20 protein-coding genes are annotated in these 19939 nt (G+C 70.9%); 9 read left to right on the forward strand and 11 right to left on the reverse strand.

Annotation, left to right across the window (positions count from 1 at the left end):
• Nucleotides 1-220 precede the first annotated feature (220 nt).
• Nucleotides 221-829, forward strand: coding sequence for a ClpP family protease (locus ACGFIB_RS17640; protein WP_357246991.1), 609 nt, complete (start codon nt 221-223; stop codon nt 827-829).
• Nucleotides 826-1413: a ClpP family protease gene (locus tag ACGFIB_RS17645; protein WP_142574114.1), complete on the forward strand. Its 588-nt coding sequence runs from the start codon at nt 826-828 to the stop codon at nt 1411-1413. Before ACGFIB_RS17640 ends, ACGFIB_RS17645 begins: the two co-directional genes overlap by 4 nt.
• Before the next feature lie 12 nt (nt 1414-1425).
• Here the strand turns inward: ACGFIB_RS17645 and ACGFIB_RS17650 are convergent, their stop codons facing one another.
• Both ACGFIB_RS17650 and ACGFIB_RS17655 read right to left on the reverse strand, forming a co-directional pair.
• Nucleotides 1426-1803: a helix-turn-helix domain-containing protein gene (locus tag ACGFIB_RS17650; RefSeq protein WP_357262133.1), complete on the reverse strand. Its 378-nt coding sequence runs from the start codon at nt 1801-1803 to the stop codon at nt 1426-1428.
• Between the two features lie 162 nt (nt 1804-1965).
• Nucleotides 1966-2703 carry a helix-turn-helix domain-containing protein gene (locus ACGFIB_RS17655; protein WP_393372961.1) on the reverse strand — a complete coding sequence of 246 codons (738 nt, stop codon included), beginning with the start codon at nt 2701-2703 and terminating at the stop codon, nt 1966-1968.
• A gap of 129 nt (nt 2704-2832) precedes the next feature.
• Between ACGFIB_RS17655 and ACGFIB_RS17660 the strand changes: the two genes are divergently transcribed.
• The 4 genes from ACGFIB_RS17660 (at nt 2833) to ACGFIB_RS17675 (ending at nt 7516) form a co-directional block, all read left to right on the forward strand.
• Nucleotides 2833-3378 (forward strand): RNA 2'-phosphotransferase, encoded by a 546-nt coding sequence (locus ACGFIB_RS17660; RefSeq protein WP_393372964.1) that lies wholly within the window; start codon nt 2833-2835, stop codon nt 3376-3378.
• Nucleotides 3379-3477: 99 nt separating this feature from the next.
• Nucleotides 3478-5619, forward strand: a complete 2142-nt coding sequence (locus ACGFIB_RS17665) for a TerD family protein (protein ID WP_393372966.1) — start codon at nt 3478-3480, stop codon at nt 5617-5619.
• A gap of 421 nt (nt 5620-6040) precedes the next feature.
• Nucleotides 6041-6958, forward strand: coding sequence for a hypothetical protein (locus tag ACGFIB_RS17670; RefSeq protein ID WP_393372968.1), 918 nt, complete (start codon nt 6041-6043; stop codon nt 6956-6958).
• Nucleotides 6959-7243: 285 nt separating this feature from the next.
• Nucleotides 7244-7516, forward strand: a complete 273-nt coding sequence (locus ACGFIB_RS17675) for a hypothetical protein (RefSeq protein ID WP_393372971.1) — start codon at nt 7244-7246, stop codon at nt 7514-7516.
• 107 nt (nt 7517-7623) lie between these two features.
• On the opposite strand, the gene ACGFIB_RS17680 is transcribed toward ACGFIB_RS17675, so the two are convergent.
• The 5 genes from ACGFIB_RS17680 to ACGFIB_RS17700 form a co-directional block, all read right to left on the reverse strand.
• Nucleotides 7624-8493: an HNH endonuclease gene (locus tag ACGFIB_RS17680; RefSeq protein ID WP_393372974.1), complete on the reverse strand. Its 870-nt coding sequence runs from the start codon at nt 8491-8493 to the stop codon at nt 7624-7626.
• Nucleotides 8494-8613: 120 nt separating this feature from the next.
• A complete protein-coding gene (locus ACGFIB_RS17685) occupies nt 8614-9132 on the reverse strand; it encodes a hypothetical protein (protein WP_357247013.1) in 519 nt (172 codons plus the stop codon).
• Nucleotides 9133-9247: 115 nt separating this feature from the next.
• Nucleotides 9248-10840, reverse strand: a complete 1593-nt coding sequence (locus ACGFIB_RS17690) for a CocE/NonD family hydrolase (RefSeq protein WP_393372978.1) — start codon at nt 10838-10840, stop codon at nt 9248-9250.
• Between the two features lie 25 nt (nt 10841-10865).
• The gene (locus ACGFIB_RS17695) at nt 10866-11315 is read right to left on the reverse strand and encodes a DUF3237 domain-containing protein (RefSeq protein WP_393372981.1); all 450 of its coding nucleotides are present in this window, start codon (nt 11313-11315) and stop codon (nt 10866-10868) included.
• 56 nt (nt 11316-11371) lie between these two features.
• The gene (locus ACGFIB_RS17700) at nt 11372-12559 is read right to left on the reverse strand and encodes a flavin-dependent oxidoreductase (RefSeq protein ID WP_393372984.1); all 1188 of its coding nucleotides are present in this window, start codon (nt 12557-12559) and stop codon (nt 11372-11374) included.
• 69 nt (nt 12560-12628) lie between these two features.
• On the opposite strand from ACGFIB_RS17700, the gene ACGFIB_RS17705 reads away from it, so the two are divergent.
• The gene (locus ACGFIB_RS17705) at nt 12629-13195 is read left to right on the forward strand and encodes a MarR family winged helix-turn-helix transcriptional regulator (RefSeq protein WP_229689601.1); all 567 of its coding nucleotides are present in this window, start codon (nt 12629-12631) and stop codon (nt 13193-13195) included.
• A gap of 100 nt (nt 13196-13295) precedes the next feature.
• Nucleotides 13296-13496 carry a hypothetical protein gene (locus tag ACGFIB_RS17710; protein ID WP_393372987.1) on the forward strand — a complete coding sequence of 67 codons (201 nt, stop codon included), beginning with the start codon at nt 13296-13298 and terminating at the stop codon, nt 13494-13496.
• Nucleotides 13497-13523: 27 nt separating this feature from the next.
• Here the strand turns inward: ACGFIB_RS17710 and ACGFIB_RS17715 are convergent, their stop codons facing one another.
• From ACGFIB_RS17715 to ACGFIB_RS17725, 3 genes are all read right to left on the reverse strand, one after another.
• Nucleotides 13524-16352: an FAD-binding and (Fe-S)-binding domain-containing protein gene (locus ACGFIB_RS17715; RefSeq protein ID WP_393372990.1), complete on the reverse strand. Its 2829-nt coding sequence runs from the start codon at nt 16350-16352 to the stop codon at nt 13524-13526.
• 40 nt (nt 16353-16392) lie between these two features.
• Nucleotides 16393-17406 carry a zinc-dependent alcohol dehydrogenase gene (locus ACGFIB_RS17720; RefSeq protein WP_142574138.1) on the reverse strand — a complete coding sequence of 338 codons (1014 nt, stop codon included), beginning with the start codon at nt 17404-17406 and terminating at the stop codon, nt 16393-16395.
• 79 nt (nt 17407-17485) lie between these two features.
• Nucleotides 17486-18385 carry an SMP-30/gluconolactonase/LRE family protein gene (locus ACGFIB_RS17725; protein ID WP_393372994.1) on the reverse strand — a complete coding sequence of 300 codons (900 nt, stop codon included), beginning with the start codon at nt 18383-18385 and terminating at the stop codon, nt 17486-17488.
• Nucleotides 18386-18705: 320 nt separating this feature from the next.
• Between ACGFIB_RS17725 and ACGFIB_RS17730 the strand changes: the two genes are divergently transcribed.
• On the forward strand, nt 18706-19248 hold the full coding sequence (locus ACGFIB_RS17730; protein ID WP_142574142.1) for a YceI family protein: 543 nt from the start codon (nt 18706-18708) through the stop codon (nt 19246-19248).
• 54 nt (nt 19249-19302) lie between these two features.
• Here the strand turns inward: ACGFIB_RS17730 and ACGFIB_RS17735 are convergent, their stop codons facing one another.
• Nucleotides 19303-19869, reverse strand: coding sequence for a TetR/AcrR family transcriptional regulator (locus tag ACGFIB_RS17735; protein ID WP_357247045.1), 567 nt, complete (start codon nt 19867-19869; stop codon nt 19303-19305).
• Nucleotides 19870-19939 lie beyond the last annotated feature (70 nt).

The following is a 19939-nucleotide window of genomic DNA, read 5'->3' on the forward strand; positions in this document are numbered from 1 at the left end:
ATCAGCGGCGGCGCGGTCGTCAGGCGGGCCGGGCACATCGAACGGCGGCCGCCCGCTCATCGCGTCGCCAACCCGGCGCGGGGGACCGGCCGATGACGCGCCACTACGGTCGCCGGGCGCCTGCCGCCGAGCGGCGACTCTTCTCGTCACGACGCACCACCGGTCTGCCCTCAGCAGACATATCGACAGGTCACGGGGTTATCGCGGATACAACTGCGCCATGAGTGTTTCACCGAGTACGAGTTACCGGGATCGGCTGAACGAGAAGCTGTTCCAGCAGCGGACCCTGTTGCTGACCGGAGAGGTCGACGACGAGATGGCCGAGCGGGCGTGCGCCGAAATGGTGCTGCTGGCCTCGGCGGATCCCGAACGCGACATCATCCTCTACATCAATTCGCCGGGAGGGTCGGTGCTGGCCGGCTTGGCGATCTACGACACGATGAAGCTGGTGCCGAACGACGTGGTCACCGTCGCGCTGGGGATGGCGGCGAGCATGGGCCAGGTGCTGCTGGCGTCCGGCACCCACGGCAAGCGGATCAGCCTCGCGCACAGCCGGATCATGATGCACCAGCCGTCGGCGGGCATCGGCGGCACGGCGATCGACATCTCGATCCAGGCCGAGAACCTCAAGTACATGAAGCGGCAGTCCGAGGAGATCCTCGCCGCGGAGACGGGACGCACGATCGAGGAGATCGCCGCCGACAGCGACCGGGACCGCTGGTTCACCCCGGAGGAGGCCCGCGACTACGGGATGATCGACACGATCGTCGACTCCTTCCACAACATCGCGCCGTACGCCGTTCCCAACCGGATGGGGTTCTCGTCATGAGCCAGTACACGATCCCGTACGTGGTCGAGAAGACCCCCGTGGGGGAGCGGTCGTTCGACATCTTCAGCCGGCTGCTCAACGAGCGCATCGTCTTCCTCGGCACGGAGATCGACGACGGCGTCGCCAACGTCGTGATGGCACAGTTGCTGCACCTGGAGGCGGAGAGCCCGGACCAGGAGATCAACCTGTACATCAACTCCCCGGGCGGCTCCTCGACCGCGATGCTCGCGATCTACGACACCATGCAGTTCATCCGGGCGAAGGTCGCGACGTACTGCATGGGCCAGGCGGCCTCCGCCGCCGCGGTGCTGTTCGCCGCCGGCGCCCCCGGACGGCGGTTCATGCTCGGCCACTCCCGCGTGCTGCTGCACCAGCCGTCCACGCAGGGGCAGGGCACGATCTCCGACCTGACCCTGCAGGCGGCCGAGGTGATGCGCGTGCGCGCGCAGACCGAGGAGATCCTCAGCCTTCACACCGGGGTGGACGTCGCCCGGCTGCGCGAGGACACCGACCGGGACCGCATCTTCGGCGCTCGCGAGGCCGTCGAGTACGGCCTGGCCGACGAGCTGATCATGACCCGCTAGTAGCCGTAGCCCTCACGCCGCCAGCAGCTGCACCCGTGGCGTACCGGCCGATCCGCGCGTCGCGATCCGCCTGGAGGCCGTGATCCGCCGGACGGCACGGGTGAGCAGGTGCTCGATCGGCAACCCGAGGGCGTCGCACACCGAATGCAGCATCTCCGACGACGGCTCCTTGCGGCCGCGCTCGACCTCCGACAGATACTGCTTCGACATGCCCACCGCACGTGCCACGTCGTCGAGCGTGCGGTCCTGGTCCAGCCGCTCGTCGCGGAGGATCTCCCCGTACACCGTGCGCAGCAACGGGTCCGGGCCCTCGGGGATCGCCGGGTCGCGCTCCTTGCCGGCCCGGCGCGTCCGGATGTCGATGACCACTGATCGGCCCGAGACTGCCATGCCTGGCAGTCTGGCACGTCCGGACCTCCGGCGGACCGTCTGTTCGCGCACAGGTGAGCGAGCCCCCCGGGCCGCCCATGAGCGAGCGTGCTGTCTCGCCGGACTCATCGGAAGTCTCCGTGAACGACGCCTCGTCTGACCCGCCGATGCCGTACCCCGGCGTCAGGGGGTGAGCCGGTGGCCGCCCAGCGAGATCGGCGAGTCGGGTACGTGCGCGACGAAGTCGAAGTTGGGCGGCGGCCCGACCCTGCGCTCCAGGGTCTTCACCACGTGCCTGACGTCGTCGTGCGGGCCTGCGATGTAGAAGGGCTTGCCGTCCTTGCCGAAGGTGACCGCCGACTTCTCCTCCCACGTGCCGAGGTGTCCGGCCGTCCCGGCGAAGTCCGGTGCCGGTTCGAAGCCGAGATCACGCGCGTAGTCGACCGCGCCGAAGACGAGGTGCCGGACCAGGTCGAGCGGCGCCTCACGCCAGCCGTGCGAATAGATCCTGAACCACTTGGGGAGGAAGCGGTGCAGCTCCACCTCGCTCATCACGTCGGGGCCGAGGGCGTGCTTGACGCCCAGGCAGTAGACGTCGACGAGGTAGGCGCAGACCGACAGCTTGTCCCAGCCGTGCTTGCGCGCCACCACCACGCTCACCGTGCCCGCGGTCTCCTGGCCGGCCGGGGCGTCGTCCGCCCAGCCGGTCGTGCCCGGCACGCCGAGTCCCTCGCCCCAGCCGACGTTGATCCAGCACCCCGCGAGTTCGGGCTCGGCGGCCTGCCCGCCCGTCTGCTCGGCCACCGCCCTGACGTACGGTGCGACCGCCGCCGGCGCCATGCCCAGGGCGCGGGCGATCTGCTTGGGAGAGTGGCCCTGTCCGCGGAGCTCGCGGACCTTTTCCAAGATCGAGCTATCCATAGGGTCCGAAGCCTATCGGCTGTCCCTGACGGGCCGGGGTGCGGAAGACCATATGATGATCTTGACGCTTATGGGGCTCACTTTCGGACCGAGCCGGCTCAACGGCAGGGCAGCGGGCGCTGGAGGAACATGGACGAGCGGCGGTTGGTGCGGGTCTCGAAATACCTGGCCAAGCACCTGCGGCACCAGCCCGAGCGCATCGGCATCGAACTCGACGCGCACGGCTGGGTGGACATCGACGCGCTGCTGACGGCGGCGGCCTCGCACGGGTTCCCGATCTCGCGTGCCGAACTGGAGCAGGCGGTCGCCGGCAACGACAAGCGGCGGTACGTGATCGAGGACGATCGGATCCGGGCCAGTCAGGGGCACTCGGTGCCCGTCGACCTCGACCTGCCGGTGGTCGAGCCGCCCCCGATCCTCTATCACGGCACGGTCGCCCGGAATGTGGAGGCGATCCGCGGGGAGGGGCTGCGGCCGATGGCACGCCATCACGTCCACCTGTCGCCGGACCGGGAGACCGCCACCCGCGTGGGCGCGCGCAGGGGTGAGCCGGTCGTGCTCGTGGTGGACGCGGCGGCGATGCACGCCGCCGGACATCACTTCCGGGTGAGCGCCAACGGCGTCTGGCTGGTGGATCACGTCCCGCCGCACTTCATCGGGTGGAGCGGCGACTGAGAGACGGCCGTTCTGGGCGGGAATCGCCATTGGAGGGGGCATAGGCAGGCCGCGTATTTCAGTGGCGACTTGCGGATATCCGCCCGATATCGTTCCTGCGTGGAAGATCTCATCATTGCCCGGCGTCTGCGTGTTCCGGTCGACGACGCTGGGGACGACACGCCGGGTTGGGGTGGGGTGGCTGCCCGGCAGCTCGACGCGGCGCTGCTCAGCGTCGGCTTCACGTGCTCACCGGCGCTGCTCGGCCGCCTGACCCGGCTGCCCGGCGAGCAGGTGATCGACCTCGGCGTACGCGTTCTGGCCGCGGTGCGCCGCCTGGTCGGCGACCACGTCGAACACAACGCCTACTTCGTCGACTTCCCGAAGAACGTGCCGGACACCCTGGAGTTCTGGGCGGGGCTGTTGCGCGAGGCCGTGCTCGATCCGGTCGCCGCCACCCGGCTCCAGCCGGGCACCCTCAACCTGCTGGACCTGCCGCGATACGGCGGCTACCAGCACACCTACGCCGATCTGCTGGCCGCGCACGCCGAGCTGATCCCCCTGGCCAAAGACCGGGTGACCGTGCTTGAGCTGGGTGGAAGCCTGCGAGACGAAGCGCGGGAGCTCTACCTCTCGCTGGCCGGCTCCGAGATCCCGCTCGCCGCCGAGGACCTGGCCGCTCTGCGCGCGCTGGCCGCCTTCTGCGCCGACTTCGGGGCCGACTTGGGGGCCGACTTCGGGGCCGACGACCGGCCCGAGCACGTCCCCGTACGCGAGAACCGGGCCGTCGTCAACGAGGTGCGGCTGGCCGCCCGGCAGCCCCTGCTCGTCGACACCGTGACGGATGTGCTCCGGCTGGCCGCGCTCTGCTCCGATGGCGATGTGACCCTGTCCACCCCCACCCGCCTGCGCTCCTTCCGCCGCGCCGAACGCCGCATCCTGCTGGCCGCCCTGGACGCCGTCCCGGCCGCGAAGCACGGGGACGTGCTTCGCCACCGGGAGCAGTGGAAGCGGCTCGGCGAGCGGCTGCACCCCCACGAGTACCCGCAGTTTCCTCGGGCGGCTCAGGTCTTCGACGTGGCCAGGGGAGTGCGCGAGGCGGCGAGCTTCGGCGGCCGGGTCGAGGCCGCGCTGGCCGCGGGACGTACCGACGAGGCCGTCTCGCTGCTGGAGCACACACCCGGCGCACTGCTGCGCCGCCTCGATCATCTGCTGCGGGCGGGTGACGGCTCTGCCGTGCTGGAGGCGGCGGAGAGGTCGGTCGCCCGTGCCTCCGGCCGCGTGCTGCTGTCTTTGCGGGAGCACCTGCAGAACCGGTTCGCTCCCGTGAACCGGGTCTTCACCAACCGGTCCGGCAGAGCGTGGACCACACCTGACACCCGTGCCCCGCTTGATGAGGAGACCCTCAGCCGGACGCTCGCGATCCTGGACGAGGAGATCGGCCGCCGTCTGCCCGACCTCGGCGAGCTGATCGTCGACCCAGCCGTCCTCGACGTGGCGCTGCCCCTGTCGGGCAAGGCGGTCGCGCCGGGGCTCGGGATGCTGCCCCGCGGCTCGTTGTCGCCCGTGGACGGTGAGCTGCTCCGATTCTTCGTGCACTGGCGACAGGCCGAGCGGCGCACCGACTACGACCTGTCCGCGCTCATGCTCGACGCCGGCTATGACAACCCGACCAACATCTCGTGGACGTCCTACGCCAACGAGTTCGCGACCTACTCGGGTGACCTCACCGAGGCCCCCGACGGCGCCTCGGAGTTCATCGACGTGCGTCTGTCCCACGCCACCAAGCCCATCATCATCCCCCAGGTCCACATCTACGCGGGGGAGCCGTTCGAGGAGGCCGCCGAGGCGTTCTTCGGCTATATGACCAGGGACGCCGCCCAGGAGGGCAGGCCGTTCGAACCGCGTACGGTCCGGATGAAGTCCGACCTGCGCGGATCCGGCCGCGTCGCGCTCCCGCTCGTCTTCCTCCGCGGGGACGACGGCGCGTGGCGGGTGAAGTGGTTGCACCTCTACCTGTCGGGCTATCCGGCGTTCAACCAGGTGGAGGGCAACCGGGTCACCGCGTCGCTGCTCGTACGCTCGATCGTGGAGCGCCACTACCTCAGCGTCGGTTACCTGGTCGGCCTGCTCCGGGCCAAGTCCTCCGCGTCCTCAACGGGCGGGCACCTCACGTACATCGGGCTGGAGGCGCCTGCCGACCTCCCGGAAGGGGCGCGGGTCTACACGCCCGCCACGCTGCACGAGTTGATCCCAGCCTGATAATCTTTCCCAGCGCAAGGCCATGGGAGGGCTTCCTTCTTACTCTTTTGGAACCGGTCTGCCCGTACGGGCGCCGGTCTGGTTGCAGCTCTTCCGCTTTCCTTGCGCTCCGGCGGGTGAGGCCATTCGGGGGCTTCCTTCTCACCTGGTTCAATTCCAGGTAGGCCCGTAAGGGCCTGCTGGCGATATTAGCTTCCGAGCCCTCCTCACCCGTCCGGCCGGAGAACCGCCCCGCGCAAACAGTTTTCACCCCCGTCCCCGATTGCTGCGGCAGGCAACCGAGGGACCCGCTCCCGCCTCGCGAGCCGAAGAAAAACCTCGCGGCAGGGCCACGAGGGACGGTTATAGCACAGGGTAACGAATCAATTACGACTGGTAACTGTGCGGCTGTCATCCGTCTTGGCGTGGATACGGTCACGCAGTGGCACTAGCCGAACACGAAGCCCTCGTCCGTCTGTTCTGCGAACGACCCGACCTCGCCGCCGACTTGCTCACGCGCTCCCTCAGAGTCCAGTTGCCCGACTACGACTACGCGGGCCTCGAATCGGCCGATCTCACTGAGGTCACACCCACCGAACGTCGCGCCGACTCGGTCATAGCATTCCGTCGTAAGAGCACCGACGACGAGCCCGAACCCGTCCTGGCTGTGATCGTGGAAGTCCAGCGCGACCGTGATTCGGACAAGCTCTGGTCGTGGCCGCTCTACCTCAGCAGTCTGCGTAGCCGGTTGAAATGTCCGGTCATGCTCTTGGTTATCGCGCCCGATGCGTCGATCGCCCGTTGGTGCGCCCGCCCCATCGGGCTGGGTCACCCCGGTATGGTGCTGACCCCGCTCGTCGTCGGACCAGCCGAGGTTCCGGTGATCACCGACCCTGGCCAGGTGGCGGAGGACCTCGAACTCGCCGTACTGTCGATGATCCATCATGCCGACACGCCTCAGGGGCCGGAGATCCTCGAAGCCCTGCTCACGGCGTTGCACAATCTCGACCGCGACCAGGCGGGTATGTACGCTGACATGGTGCGTGCGGCGCTGCCCGGGGAGATCTGGGATCACTTGGAGAGGCACTTGAAGACCGAGACCTACGAGTACCTGAGTGACTGGGCCCGCGACAACATCGCCAAGGGCAAGGTCGAGGGCAAGGCGGAAGGAAAGGCCGAGGGCAAGGCGGAGGGGCAGGCCGAGGCAATCTTGACGGTTCTGTCAGCCCGGGGCATCGAGCTACCCGAGGACATTTCCGAAAAGATCCGGAAATGTCATGACCTCGACCGGCTGGCTGCCTGGCTACGAGCAGCCGCCACGGTCGACTCCTCTGACGCGTTGCTCGATGACATCTCCTGACGCCGTCCCGTGACGTGGTCCCCACTGCGGGGGCGTCACAGAATGCCGCCGGGCTGCTCCTCGAGTCCGCAGGCGAAAGGCTCCGCTATGGATGTCGTCCCCTGGCGGTTCGCACCCACGGCCCTCGAGTGAGCCTGCCTTCATTGCATGCGCGCGGAGGAAGCCCATGATCGCGCACTTCCGCTCGTACGCGCAGTACCGGGGCCGGCCGGCGTGGTCGCCTTGCCCGAAGGACATGGTGCGTGCGGCGCTGCCCGGAAAGATCTGGACCACTTGGAGAAGCATGTGAACACCAAGACCTACGAGTACCTCAGCGACTGGGCCCGCGAGAACTTCGCCAAGGGCAGAACCGAGGGCAGAGCCGAGGCACAGGCAGAAGGCAAGGCCGAGGCCATGGCAGAGGCCGTCGTGATAGTCCTGGACGCCCGGGACATACAGGTGCGCGACGAGTTGAAGGACAAGATCCTCGTGTGCCGTGACTTCGATCAGCTGAACGCCTGGATCGCGGCGGCCGCCACGATCGAGTCCTCGGACGCACTCCTCGACGAGAAGCTCTGACACTGACCACCGGTGACATGGCTGCCGGAAGGCTCTGCGATGTACGTCGTCCCACGGCGGTTCGCATCGACGGCGGCCTGAACGCATAAGGCCGCCTCATGTACGGCCTACGCGTCGAGGAAGACCTCGTCGAGATGCCATTCGAGGGCCTCGCGGTTCGGTCGGTCGCGAGGGCGGTCGGGAACGGTTATCTCCTGACCGGCCCGGCGGTAGAACTCCTCGCCGTTGCCGAACTCCTCGCGCAGGCGTGGGCTGACCAGTAATCGGTGCCTGGGGTCGACCGCCAGATAGCCGCGGTCGAAGAGCGTGTGCACGTCCGAGCGGAGCAGGAGCCCGTTGTCCAGCCGATGCTCGCCACCCGCTGTCACCGGACGGATGTGCGCCGCCTGCAGGACCGGCCTGATCCGGTCGCCGGTGATCGCGCATCGCCGGTCGTACGCGTGCAGGACCACAGCCTGGAAAGCCCGCTGACCGAGCCTGCGCGGGGCCAACCGAGGATCGCCGAAGACCGGCCCGTCGCGGTGCCACGACTCGGACAGGTCGACGTTCCCGCCGATCCCTGCCCGGTTCAGCAGGTCATAGAAGTAGCCGGCGGCCGGGTGGGTGGCCAGGTTGTAGCTCTTGCCTTGGACGATGTTGGATGCGAAGTCCGGCGGCGGCCCGGCGACACGATCCTCGGGATAGAAGAAGACGTCGCGGATGATGACGCAGCCGATGACCGGATCCTCGTCTGATGCCATCGGCTGACTGCGGTATTTCCCGACCTGCCGGCGCAGTTCCGTCAGGTGCAGTACGCCGTTGCCCTCGGCGAAGAACTCCCACGCCTCGGAGACCCTGAGAGGTGCGAACCCGCTGAAGAAGCCGCCGCCGACCACGCGGTTGTGCGGGTGGTGGGTCTTGAAGAAGAACGGCTCGCCGTGGTCGATCGCACGGAACTCCCGCCCGCTGGACGGCCGCCAGAAGTTGACCTCGCTCAAGTCCGGACGTCCGGCCAGAAAGCGGTACCAACCCGCGTCAGTCACCCCGACGTACGCCTTCACAAAGGTCATTGTGCCTATACGTGATCAACTCCGCCAGAGTGCCACGGCGTAGCGGAGTCAGGCGCGAGCAGGCGTTTGCCGCACAGGTCGAATCGAGGACAGGTACACCGGGATAACCGAGGCCGGTTCGCGGGCGACGCCGCCGAGTTCGACTTCGAGCACGGCGGCGTCGGATGCGCTCAGCTCAAGCAGGGGCCGCCGGAGGCGGATGGACCAGGACTTGATGTCGGGGAAGGCATCCAGCCGGGGAACGAGGGGCCCCAGCTCGACCCCGGTGAGGTACGGCGTGAGCGACCGCAGGCCGATGTCGCACCCACGGGTGAAATCCCGGCCCGCTATCGTGACCGGCTTCTCGTAGGCGACCACAGGCGAGGCGACCTCGGCCATGCCGATGATCCTCGTCCGGTCACGGGTCGGGTTGTGCCAGCAGCCACGGGTGGTCAGGACGAAGAGATCGTCCCCCACCTTGAGCCGGTTCACCTCGCTGCGACTGGTCGGCGGGAAGGCCATCCGGGACTCGCGCAGCACCCAGGCGACGGCCTCCCGCTCCCCGAGGATCAACAGGTACGCGGTCACGATCGGCACGGTATCGGATCTCCGGGGCAAGCCCGTAGAGACGGAGGACGGGATCGTCCGCTACCACTGGGTGGGCGGCCGGGAGGTCGCGGCCGGGGATGAGTGACCGACCGGGTCAGCGGGGGACGATCGGCAGCGTGACGTACGAGTCGGGGAAGACCTTCTGACGCTGGACGACGAGGTCCGCCTCGGCCGCGCCGATCCGGCCGGTGCCGGTGTTGCGGTCGAATCGGGGGAAGTTCGAGCTGGAGACCTCCACCCGGATGCGGTGGCCGGCCTTGAAGACCTGGCTGGTGGCGACCAGGTCGATGGTGAAAATCCCGGACGACTCGGTGACGCGGACGATGCCGTCGATCACGCTCATCGCCCGGCCGTCCGGATAGACGTCCACGAGCTTGGCCGTCCAGTCCGTCGAGGCGGCCGAGGTCTCGGCGTGCAGGGCCACCGACACCGGGCCCGTCACCTCGACGTCGAAAGTGAGCACCTCGGTCGAGTAGCAGAGCACGTCGGGCCGCCGTTCCACGTCGCGCTGGTCCTGCGGGCCGACATTGGTGGGGTCCGGCAGCAGGGTCGGGCCGCCGACGGTCGGGACCGGGTCGCGCGGGTCGAAGGTGAAGGTCGCCGGCTGGGACGCCGAGGAAGGCTCGGGGGAGAGCAGGCCGCCGGTGTGCAGGAAGTAAGGGGTGCCGACGGCGCGCTCCAGCGGCCAGGCCTCCTCGTCCCGCCAGACGTCGTCGCCCATCACGAAGATCTTCACGGCGGGGCCGGTGTCCTCGCCCTTCAGGAACGCGAGCTCCCGTTGCTCCAGCCCGATCGCCTGGGCGGAGGCGGCGCCGCCGAAGAACAGCCGTCCGGTGCCCGCGGCGCCCGGCGCGAGGTGGGACCAGGGGCCGATGACCAGGGGGCCGCCCAGGCGGCGGTGGTTCTCCAGCGTTCCGCCGAGGAACAGGTCGAACCAGCCCGCCACGTGCATGACGGGCACCGCGACGCGGTCGTGGCGCAGGGTCTCGGCCAGTTCCTCCCAGTAGGCGTCGCGTTCCACGTGCGAGGTCCAGTCGCGCCACCAGGGAATGCCCGGGATGTCGCCGACCGGCAGGGTGCGTGCCGCTGTGTCCTGGCCGCCCAGCACGGGAAGAACCGCGGCGAGCCCCGCGCCGGTATCCTCGCCCGCCTCGGCGGCGTGCAGCAGGCCGAGCATGGTCTGAAAGGCGCCCCAGTTCAGGGCCGAGCCCAGCGCGAACGCGCCGCCGTGATACTTGAGGCCGTCGTGGAAGTCGTGCGGCGTCATCGAGGCGACGACGGCCTTGAGCCCGGGCGGGCGCGTCACCGCCGCCTGCAGCGCGCATCCGGCGAGGTAGGACATGCCGCTCATCACGACCTCGCCGTTCGACCAGGGCTGCGCGGTGATCCAGGCGATCGTGTCGTGGCCGTCCGCGCCCTCGTCCGCCCACGGCCGGAACTCGCCGTCGCTGCTTCCGCGCCCCCGGCAGTGCTGCAGCACCACCGCGAACCCGGCCCGCAGCGCGGGTGTCACCGGCGCCGTCCGGAACGAGTCCTCGCCGTACGGCGTGCGCATGAGCAGGGCCGGGAACCGGCCGCCGCCGGCCGGCCGGTGGACGGTGCCCCGCAGGATGGTGCCGTCCCGCATCGGCATCGGAACATCGTGCTCGACGCTTACCGGAAGCGGGGGGCGGTCGAGCTTCGGCATGCGGGCTCCCCAGAATCAAGTCGGATCAGGTCAGGGCATAGGCGTCGTAGCGTACGGCGGTGGCCACGCGGGCGGCCGAGGCCACCGCGAGGGTGCGGTTGAGCCAGAGATACCGATCGTCGCCCGTCTCGAAGCGGCAGAACAGCCGGAAGTAGTACTCCGCCGGGTCCACGTCCTCGCCCCGCGCGAGGCGGCCGAGCACCTCGGGGGAGCCGTGCCGGACTCCGCTGGTGGTGATGTAGACGTGCGCGCCGTCGTGGGTGCGCAGCGTGTAGCGCGTGTCGATGCTGATCATGCCGTCGGCGTGCACGACCTGCCAGTCGGCCCCGCCGGGCAGCACGGTGCCCGACAGGCGGGGACCGTCGAACGCGCCGCCCACGATGTTGACCACACGGCGGTGGCCCCACTGCGAGTCGCCGAGGTCGAGCATGGGGTCGAGATCCACGCGGAACGTGGCGAGCGGTTCCAGATTCACGGGTGGCAGGTTCACGGGTGGCAGGTCCACGGGTGGCAGGTCCACGGGTCGCGGGTTCACGATGCGGCACTCCGATCGACGCTCCAGGAGGGGCGTTCGCTGAGTGAGGCGGGGTCGAAGCCGGCCGTGCGCTTGTAGGACGCGGCGATCTCCGCCCGTTCCCCGTGGGGGATGACCTGCTCGACGTCGTCGAACCCGCCGGGCGCGCGTTCGTGAGCCAGCTTCATGACGACCTCCGGGCCCATCTCGCGGTTGGACAACTGCAGCGCCGTCGTGGCCGGGCGGCGCGTCTCCTCGTAGTCCGCCAGGTCTCCCCGGGCGAGGGCCCACGCCAGCACCCGGGCGTCGATGATCGCCTGGGAGGCCCCGTTGGAGCCGATCGGGTACATGGCGTGCGCCGCGTCGCCGAGGAGCGTGACGTCGCCGAAGGTCCAGCGGGGGAGTGGGTCGCGGTCCACCATCGGGTACTCGTACGCGGTCTCGGCCCCGGCGATGATTCCCGGCACGTCGAGCCAGTCGAAGCGCCAGCCGGCGAAGTGCCTGCCGATCTGGGCCAGGTCGGCGGGGCGGTTCCAGTCCCCCCGGTCGGCGGCCTCGCCGTCCAGGGGCCGCTCCGCGATCCAGTTGATGAGTGTGCGCTCGCCGGTCTCGATCGGATAGGCGACGAACTTCTGCGTGCCGTCGCCGGCCATGATCATGGATCGGCCGGTCAGGAACGGCTCGCCGTAGGTGACCCCCCGCCACAGGACCAGGCCGTTCCACGGCGGCGGGCCCTCGCCGGGGTACAGGTGGGCCCGCACGGCCGAGTGGATCCCGTCCGCGCCGATCAGCAGGTCCTCGTCGCCGGGGCCGGTGATCCGGCTGCCGGTCCGTACGGCGTCCGGGCCCAGCCGCTCGACCACCGCCTCCAGCAGGAGCATCTGCAGCGTCCCGCGGTGGACGGAATACTGCGGCCAGGCGTAGCCCGCGGCCAGTCCCCGGGGTTCGGACCAGATCGGCGTGCCGTAGCGGTTGAAGTAGGCCAGCTCGGCCGTGGCCACGCCGATCTCCGCCAGGCGGCCGGCCAGTCCCAGCTCGGTCAGCTCCCGCACGGCATGAGGGAGGATGTTGATCCCGACGCCCAGCGGACGGATCTCGGAGGCGGCCTCGTGCACGGTCACGTCCTCGAACCCCGCGGCGTGCAGGCTGAGCGCGGCGGTCAGTCCGCCGATGCCCGCTCCGGCGATGACGATGCGCACAGGCACCTCCGGAAAGATGTTGTTATTGCCGTAACAATATCCACGACACCTTTACGGCTACGCAAGACTTGAGCGGTGAACAGCGAGCCCGACACCCGGCCGGACCTCGGCGTGGACCTGCCGCCGGACCTGCCGCCGGATCTCCCGCCGGACCTGCGCTACGCGGCCTACGCGCGCGAGCGGCTGGCAGGCATGTCGCCCGCGGCCGACCCCGAGGCATTCACGCTGGCCTACCACCTGCTCCAGCTCGCCTACCTGCTGGTCACCGACCTGGAGACCCGCATCCATCGCCCGCGCGGCCTGACGCTGCCCGGGTTCCGGCTGATGTTCAAGCTCTGGCTGCTCGGCCCCACCCAGCCCGTACGGCTCGCCGAGATCTCCGCCATGTCGCGGTCCGCGGTGACCAACGCCGTCAACACCCTCGAACGCGGCGGCCTGGTCGAACGCCGGCCGGTGCCGGAGGACGGCCGCGCGGTGGTCGTCACGCTGACCGCGGCGGGCGAGGCGGCCGTGCGTGAGGCCTTCGCCGAGCAGACCCGCAGAGAGCGGGAGTGGTTCGCCTGCCTCGGCCCCGCCGAGCGCGAGCAGATGACCGCCTTGCTGGCCCGGATCCTCCGCGTCCGCCCGGCGGATCTCTCCTGAGCGGGGACGAACCAGGGCAGTCGCCCAGAAGCTACGCGTACAGTTCTCGCAGGCGTCCCCGGGGGCGGGACGCGCCCGCTTCACCGTGAGGACCGCACGCGTGGCCGTTTCCGAGCAGTTCCCGCCGTTCGCAGCCCCGGACGCCGACGTCGCAGCCGAGGGCGAGCCCGGCGGCACGGGGCCGGACCCGTTCCCCGGGGACACCCACTGGTACGACCTGCCGGACGACGACGCCGCGCCGGAGGAGGACGATCACCTCACCCCGGGAAGGCGCCTGTGGCGGGCGCTGAGGCGGCACTGAGGCGGCGCTGAGGCGCCCGCCAGGCGCTCAGGTGGTGACCTGGTCGAGCAGTTCGAGCAGGTGGTGGTAGGTCTTCCCGGTGGCGCGGGTCATGCCGATCTCACACGTGCGGTTGACCGACGCGTGGGCGGCGAAGCCGCCCTCGGCCACCGAGGCGGCCTCGGCCCGGGTGGCGGAGGCGGTCAGTTCCGGGTGCAGCAGCCCCCGGTCGCCGGCGAAGGCGCAGCACTGCCAGCCGTCGGGGACGACGATCTCCTTCGCCACCGCCTCGGCCACCTTGGCGACGGCGGCGTCGAGGCCGAGCCGGACGGACGAGCAGGTCGGGTGCAGGGCGAGCGAGGCCAGCCTGCGATCCTCCGGCGGCTGCGGCAGGCGAGGGAGGACGTGCTCGGCCACGAAGGTCACCGCGTCCAGCACCCGTACGGCGGGGGAGGCGGCGGCCACGAGCCGTTCGAACCCTTCCGTGCAGGAGGCGGCGTCGCTGACGACCGGAAGCCGGCCGCCGTCGGTCGCCGTCAGAAGTGTCTCCCGCACCCGGCGGCCCATCACCTCGTAGCCCTCGCCGAAGCCCTTGGAAGACCACGGCGTGCCGCAGCACATGCTCCCGACGCCCTCCGGAACGCGCAGCCGCAGACCGGCCCGCTCGGCGAGCCGCCGCACCGCGGCCATGACACCGGGACCGCCGTCTGCGGGGGCGAACAGCGTGTTCAGGCACGACGGCACATACACCGCGTCGGCCTCGTGACGCGGCGCGGGGCGGCGGGGCGTGCCGCCGCGCGGCAGGTCACGGCTCCACTGGGGGACGGTGTCGGGGTCGCCTACGGCGCGGGCGGTCCGGCTCACTCCCTCGGCGAGCCCCGCCGGGGCCGCGGCGGCCGCGTCCATCGCGAGGTCCATGGCGCGGGTCACCGCGCTCCAGTGCTTCGCGGCGGTCTTCCAGCCCGCCCGCGCCGCCCGCCCGTGACGTTCGCCGCGCAGGCGCTTGGTGAGGTCGCCGGTGTTGATCAGTACGGGACAGGCCGTGGCGCACATGCCGTCCACGGCGCAGGTGTCGACGGCGTCGTAGCCGTACTCCTCCTCCAGTTGCCGGGCGAGCGCGTGGTCCCCGGCCGCGCGGGCCGCGGCGATCTCGCGGCGCAGCACGATGCGCTGGCGCGGCGTGGTGGTGAGGTCGCGGCTGGGGCAGACCGGCTCGCAGTAGCCGCACTCCACGCACCGGTCGACCTCGGGCTCGACGCTGACGACGGTCTTGAGGTCGCGCAGGTGCGCTTTCGGGTCGTCGGTGAGCACGACGCCGGGGTTGAGCGTGCCGGCCGGGTCGCACAGCCGCTTGATCTCCCGCATGACCTCGTACAGCTCGTCGCCGTACTGGCGGCGGACGAAGGGGGCCATGACCCGGCCGGTGCCGTGCTCGGCCTTGAGCGTGCCGCCACGGCCGAGCACGGCGGCGACCATCTCCTCGGTGAACTCGGCGTAGCGGTCGAGGTCGGTGCCGAAGCGCTCGTTGAGCATGAAGTGCAGGTTGCCGTCCTTGGCGTGCCCGAAGATCACGCTGCGCTCGTATTCGTGCCTGGCGAACAGTTCGGCCAGGTCGCCGCAGAGATCCGCCAGGGCGGGCACCGGGACGGCGACATCCTCCAGCAACGCCGTCGTGCCGCTGGGCCGGGCCCCGGCGACCGCGGCGTACAGGTTCTTGCGGATGCGCCACAGGGCCGCCCGGCCGGCGCTGTCCCGGCTGAGCCGCGCGGGGGCGGCGAGGTCCAGCCGGGCGAAGACCCGCCCGGCCTCACGCTCATGGGCGGTGAGCGCTTCGGGGTCGGGCTCCTGCCACTCCACCAGCAGCGCCGCGTGCGACCGCACGTCCAGGGCGCGCAGCGGCTCGTCGGCCTTCGGGTCGAGCCGGGCCACCCGCAGCGACTCGGCGTCGAGCAGCTCGACGGCCGCGGGGCCGGCCGCGACCAGCTCGGGAGTGGCGGCCATCGCCTCCCGCAGCGAGGAGAAGACCAGCAGGCCGGTCGCGGCGTGCCGGTGCGCCGGCACGGTGCGCAGGACGGCCTCCGCGACGAAGCCCAGCGTGCCCTCGCTGCCCACGACGAGATGAGCGAGGATCTGGGCCGGCGAGTCGTGGTCGAGGAAGCTGTTGAGGCCGTAGCCCATCGTGTTCTTGATGGCGAACTGCGCCGTGATCCGGCGTACCGAGTCCGGGTTGCCGCGGATGCGGTCGCGCAGCCGTTCCAGGCCCTCGGCCAGGGCGGGTTCGAGGGCGCGCAACCGGGCGTCGGCGTCGGGCGCGCCGGTGTCGATCACGGTGCCGCCGGGCAGCACCAGGACCATCGACTCCAGCGTCCGGTAGGTGTTGGCGTGGGTGCCGCAGGTCATCCCGCTGGAGTTGTTGGCCACCACCCCGCCGATCGTGCACGCCGACTCACTGGCCGGGTCGGGGCCCAGCCGGCGGCCGTAGGCGGCCAGGCGGGCGTTGACCTGCCGCAGCACGGCCCCGGGCCGCACCCGCACCCGCTCGCCGTCGCCGAGGACCTCGATGCCCCTGAAGTGGCGGCGGGTGTCGACCAGCAGATGGCCGGTGACGCCCTGCCCGGACAGGCTGGTGCCGCCGGACCGGAAGGTCAGCGGCAGCCCGGTCCGCATCAGCGCCGCCACCTGCGCGGCGCTTTCCGGCACCACGACGGCCTGCGGGGTCAGCAGATAGTGCGAGGCGTCGTGCGCCATGCCCAGGCGGTCGCTCGCCCGCGCCCGGGTGATCCCCGGGACGGCGGCCTCCACCGCCGCCAGCACGGCGGGGTCGGACGGCGCCGGTCGTCGCGGTCCTGCGGGGGTTCCGGCATCGGTGAGGCTCATGATCTCAAGGTTTCCGTCCGGAGGCGCCCATGCGCCCCCTTTATCGCCGAGGGTCGATATGGATCTTCGGGCCCGGACCCGCGCCGGCCGGGCGGTGTCCCGCCAGCACGCCGGCGGCGTCGTCCAGGCCGACGGTGGCGGCCACGAGCGGGCGGGCGTCGACCGATCCGTCCGCGTACGCCTCGATGGTCCCGGCCAGACCGGCCGATCCGCTGAGCACGCCGACGGCGGTGACGTCCCCGAACACGATGTCGCGGGTGTCGATGCGGCTGGGAGACCCCGCGAGACCGACATAGACTACCCGGCCCGCGGGCCTGACCAGGTCGAGCGCGAGCGCCGGCAGGTCCGCCGCGTTGGACGCGTCGACCACGGCGTCCCACGGCAGGGACGGCAGCGACGATCGGGTCCACGCGCCCGCGAAGCCGAGGTCGCGGGCCGGCCGGAGCGTGGACTCGTCGCGGCCCATCAGATGCACCTGCGCGCCCCGGGCCCGCGCGAGCAGCGCGACGAGCAGGCCGATCGTGCCCGTGCCCAGCACCAGCAGCCGATCACCGGTGTGCAGGGCGGCGCCACGCACCGCGCGCAGGGCGCTGCCGCCGGGTTCGACCAGCGCGCCCATCGTCGCGTCGATCGTCTCGGGTAGCGCGTGCAGGGCCCGCGCCGGTACGGCGAGCCGCTCGGCGAGCGCCCCGGGGAAGCCCTTGCGGATGCCGATCTCGGCCCGGTCGGGGCAGATGTGGTGCAGTCCGTCGCCGCAGAGGCGGCAGCGCCCGCAGCCGAGCTGGGTGTCGGCGGTGACGCGGCGGCCCAGCCAGCGGGGATCAACGCCCTCCCCGAGCGCGGTGACGACGCCGCACCACTCGTGGCCGGGGCGCATCGGATACCAGGCGTGGCCGGAGTGCAGATAGCTCATCTCGCCGGTGAACAGCTCCACGTCGGTGCCGCAGACGCCGACCCGCTCGACGTCGACGACCACCTGCCCCGCCGCCGCGACCGGCGGCCCCACGTCCACGACCTCGGCCCTGCCGGGGCCGGTGATGACCAGTGCCCGCACTACGGAGAGGAGGGAAGGGGCGCGACGGCGCCGATGCGGGAGAGGGGCAAGGTTCTGTCTCCTCGACGGGGATCGGGGCTCATGTCCGAGGCGGCACCCAGTAGGGCGTCGCCAGGCCGCGTACGCCGACTTCGGCGGTGAACAGGCGCCCGGCCCCCGGGTGCTCGGCCGGATCGACCCCACCGGCGGACGTGGTGATGACGAGGACGTCGAGATCCGGTCCGGCGAAGGCGGGGCAGGTGACGTTGGGCGCGCCGACCTCGACCGTGGCGAGCAGGCGCCCGCCGGGATCGCGGCACTCCACCCGGCCGCCGCCGAAGACCGCGATCCACAGGTTGCCCTCGGCGTCGACGCACATCCCGTCGGGCATTCCTTCGGTGAGCCTGAACAGCTCCCGCCGCGGCCCGGTCCGGCCGGTGGCCGCGTCGTAGTCACGCTCCCACACCACGTGCGGGGTGCTGTCGATGTTGTAGAGGCGGTCGCCCGCGGGGCTCCAGGCCAGGCCGTTCGACAGGGTCAGGTCGTCGTCGAGGCGGACGCAGGTCGTGCCGTCGAGGCGGACCAGCACATCCTGGCCCTCCCGGTCGTCCAGCGCCATGCTGCCGATCAGGAAGCGCCCGGCCGGGTCCACGGCGCCGTCGTTGAGTCTGCTCGGCACGCCGCGAGGCAGCACCCGGGCGAGTTCGGTGCGGCGGCCGGCGGTGTCGACCCGGGTGAGGACCTCGCGCTCGGCGACGACGAGCTCCCCGCCGGCGGAGACGGCGACCGCGCCCACCGTGGTGCCCGCCGCGCCCCCGAAGGTGTGGACCGCGGTGGCGGCGACGGCGCCGGTCGCGGGGTCGAGCCGTCCCTCGTGCACCGCCCCCGCGTCGATGTCCACCCACAGCAGGCGCTGCCTGCCGGGATCCCACACGGGGCCCTCGCCGAGGGAGCACACCTCGGCGGAGGCCTGGGCGGCGGTGAACCGCCTGATCGTCATCGGGCCTCCTGACCGGCGGCGAGCGCATGGATGGACGGCAGGTCGTCGGGAACCGCCCGCCTTCGAGCGGGCGGAGGCGAGATCATGTTCCGGATACTAAGGCCGATTTCGGGCGGGAGGAAAGGTCTCACCGCGATCTGGGACCTGACCCCGTGCGGCACGCACCCGAACGAGGTTCGCCGGTGCCCCCGGTTCCTTCTCTGCGCGGCGGCGCTCACCAGATCGACGAGGCGGCCCGGAGGAATGCGACGCCGGCGTCTCCTCACATTCCCGGGTGTTGCGTCGTCGTACTGCTGACGACAGGAAGGAGTGGCGAAAACATGTCGACCACGACCACGCTCAGCGAGCTGACCGGTGATTACGTCCTCGACCCCGCCCGCACGACGATCGGGTTCGTCGCCCGGCACACGATGGCCAGCAGGGTGCGCGGGCGCTTCACCGAATTCGAGGGCGGCGCCTCCCTCGACGGCGACGACCCGTCGAGGTCCAGCGTCCGGCTCACCGTTCAGGCCGGCAGCGTCCAGACCCGCAACTCCCAGCGCGACGACCATCTGCGCGCCAGGTTTCTGAAGGTGGACGCCCACCCGGCCCTCACCTTCACCTCGACCGAGGTGGAGCGGACCGCCGGCGCCGGCTTCAAGGTCACCGGTGACCTGACCATCCGCGGCGTGACCAGGCCCGTGACGGTGGACGTCGAACTGACCGGCGTCGAGAACGGCCCGGGGGGCGCTGCCCGAGTCGGGTTCAAGGGAAGCCTCATGATCGACCGCACCAGTTGGGGGGTGAACTGGAACGCCGTGACCGCGGTCGCCGTCAGCCCGAAGGTGCTGCTGGAGTTCGACGTCACCGTGATCCGGCGGTAGGACCCCCGTCGCGCGGGTCGTGTGCGTCCCGCGTAGCGAGCTCGCGGAGGCGGGTCACCTGCCCGCCGCCACGGCTTTCAGCTCGTCGAACGACTCCCGGACGATCTGCGACATGTCCGGCTCGCCGGGGTCGCCGATCCACCGTTCGAACGCGATCTTGAAGACGGCGATCCCCGCCTCGGCGGCCAGGCTCGCGGCCGGGTCCGTGACGCCGCGCCGCCGCAGCGCGTCGGCGAGCGCCGCGGACAGTGATGCGAGCTTGATCAGCTCCCGTTCCCGCAGTTCGGCGTTGGCGGCGATGACGGTGTGCCGCTGCCGGGCGCTCTCGTGGCGCTCCCGGAAGATGGCGCCGATGCTCTCGACGGCTCCGGCGATCACGTCGATCGGCGCGGCCGAGTCCGGCACGGCGGCGACGGCGTTCACGAGGTGGTCGCGCAGTGTTCCCGACCCCCAGAACAGCACCTCGCGCTTGTCGGCGAAGTGCCGGAAGAACGTGCGCTCCGTCAGTCCCGCCCGCTTGGCGATCTCCGCCACCGTGGTCTGCTCGTACCCGCGTTCGATATAGAGCTCGATCGCCGCCTTCTCGAGGCGGCCGCGCGCGTTCGGCTCCCATCGACCCATGCCTCGGATCCTAGCCGGATGACAGTGACTGACATCGGTGCTACGTTGATGACAGTCACTGACATGGCCG

Origin of the sequence: Microbispora bryophytorum, from assembly GCF_043197435.1 — a bacterium.
Taxonomy (GTDB): Bacteria; Actinomycetota; Actinomycetes; order Streptosporangiales; family Streptosporangiaceae; genus Microbispora; species Microbispora bryophytorum.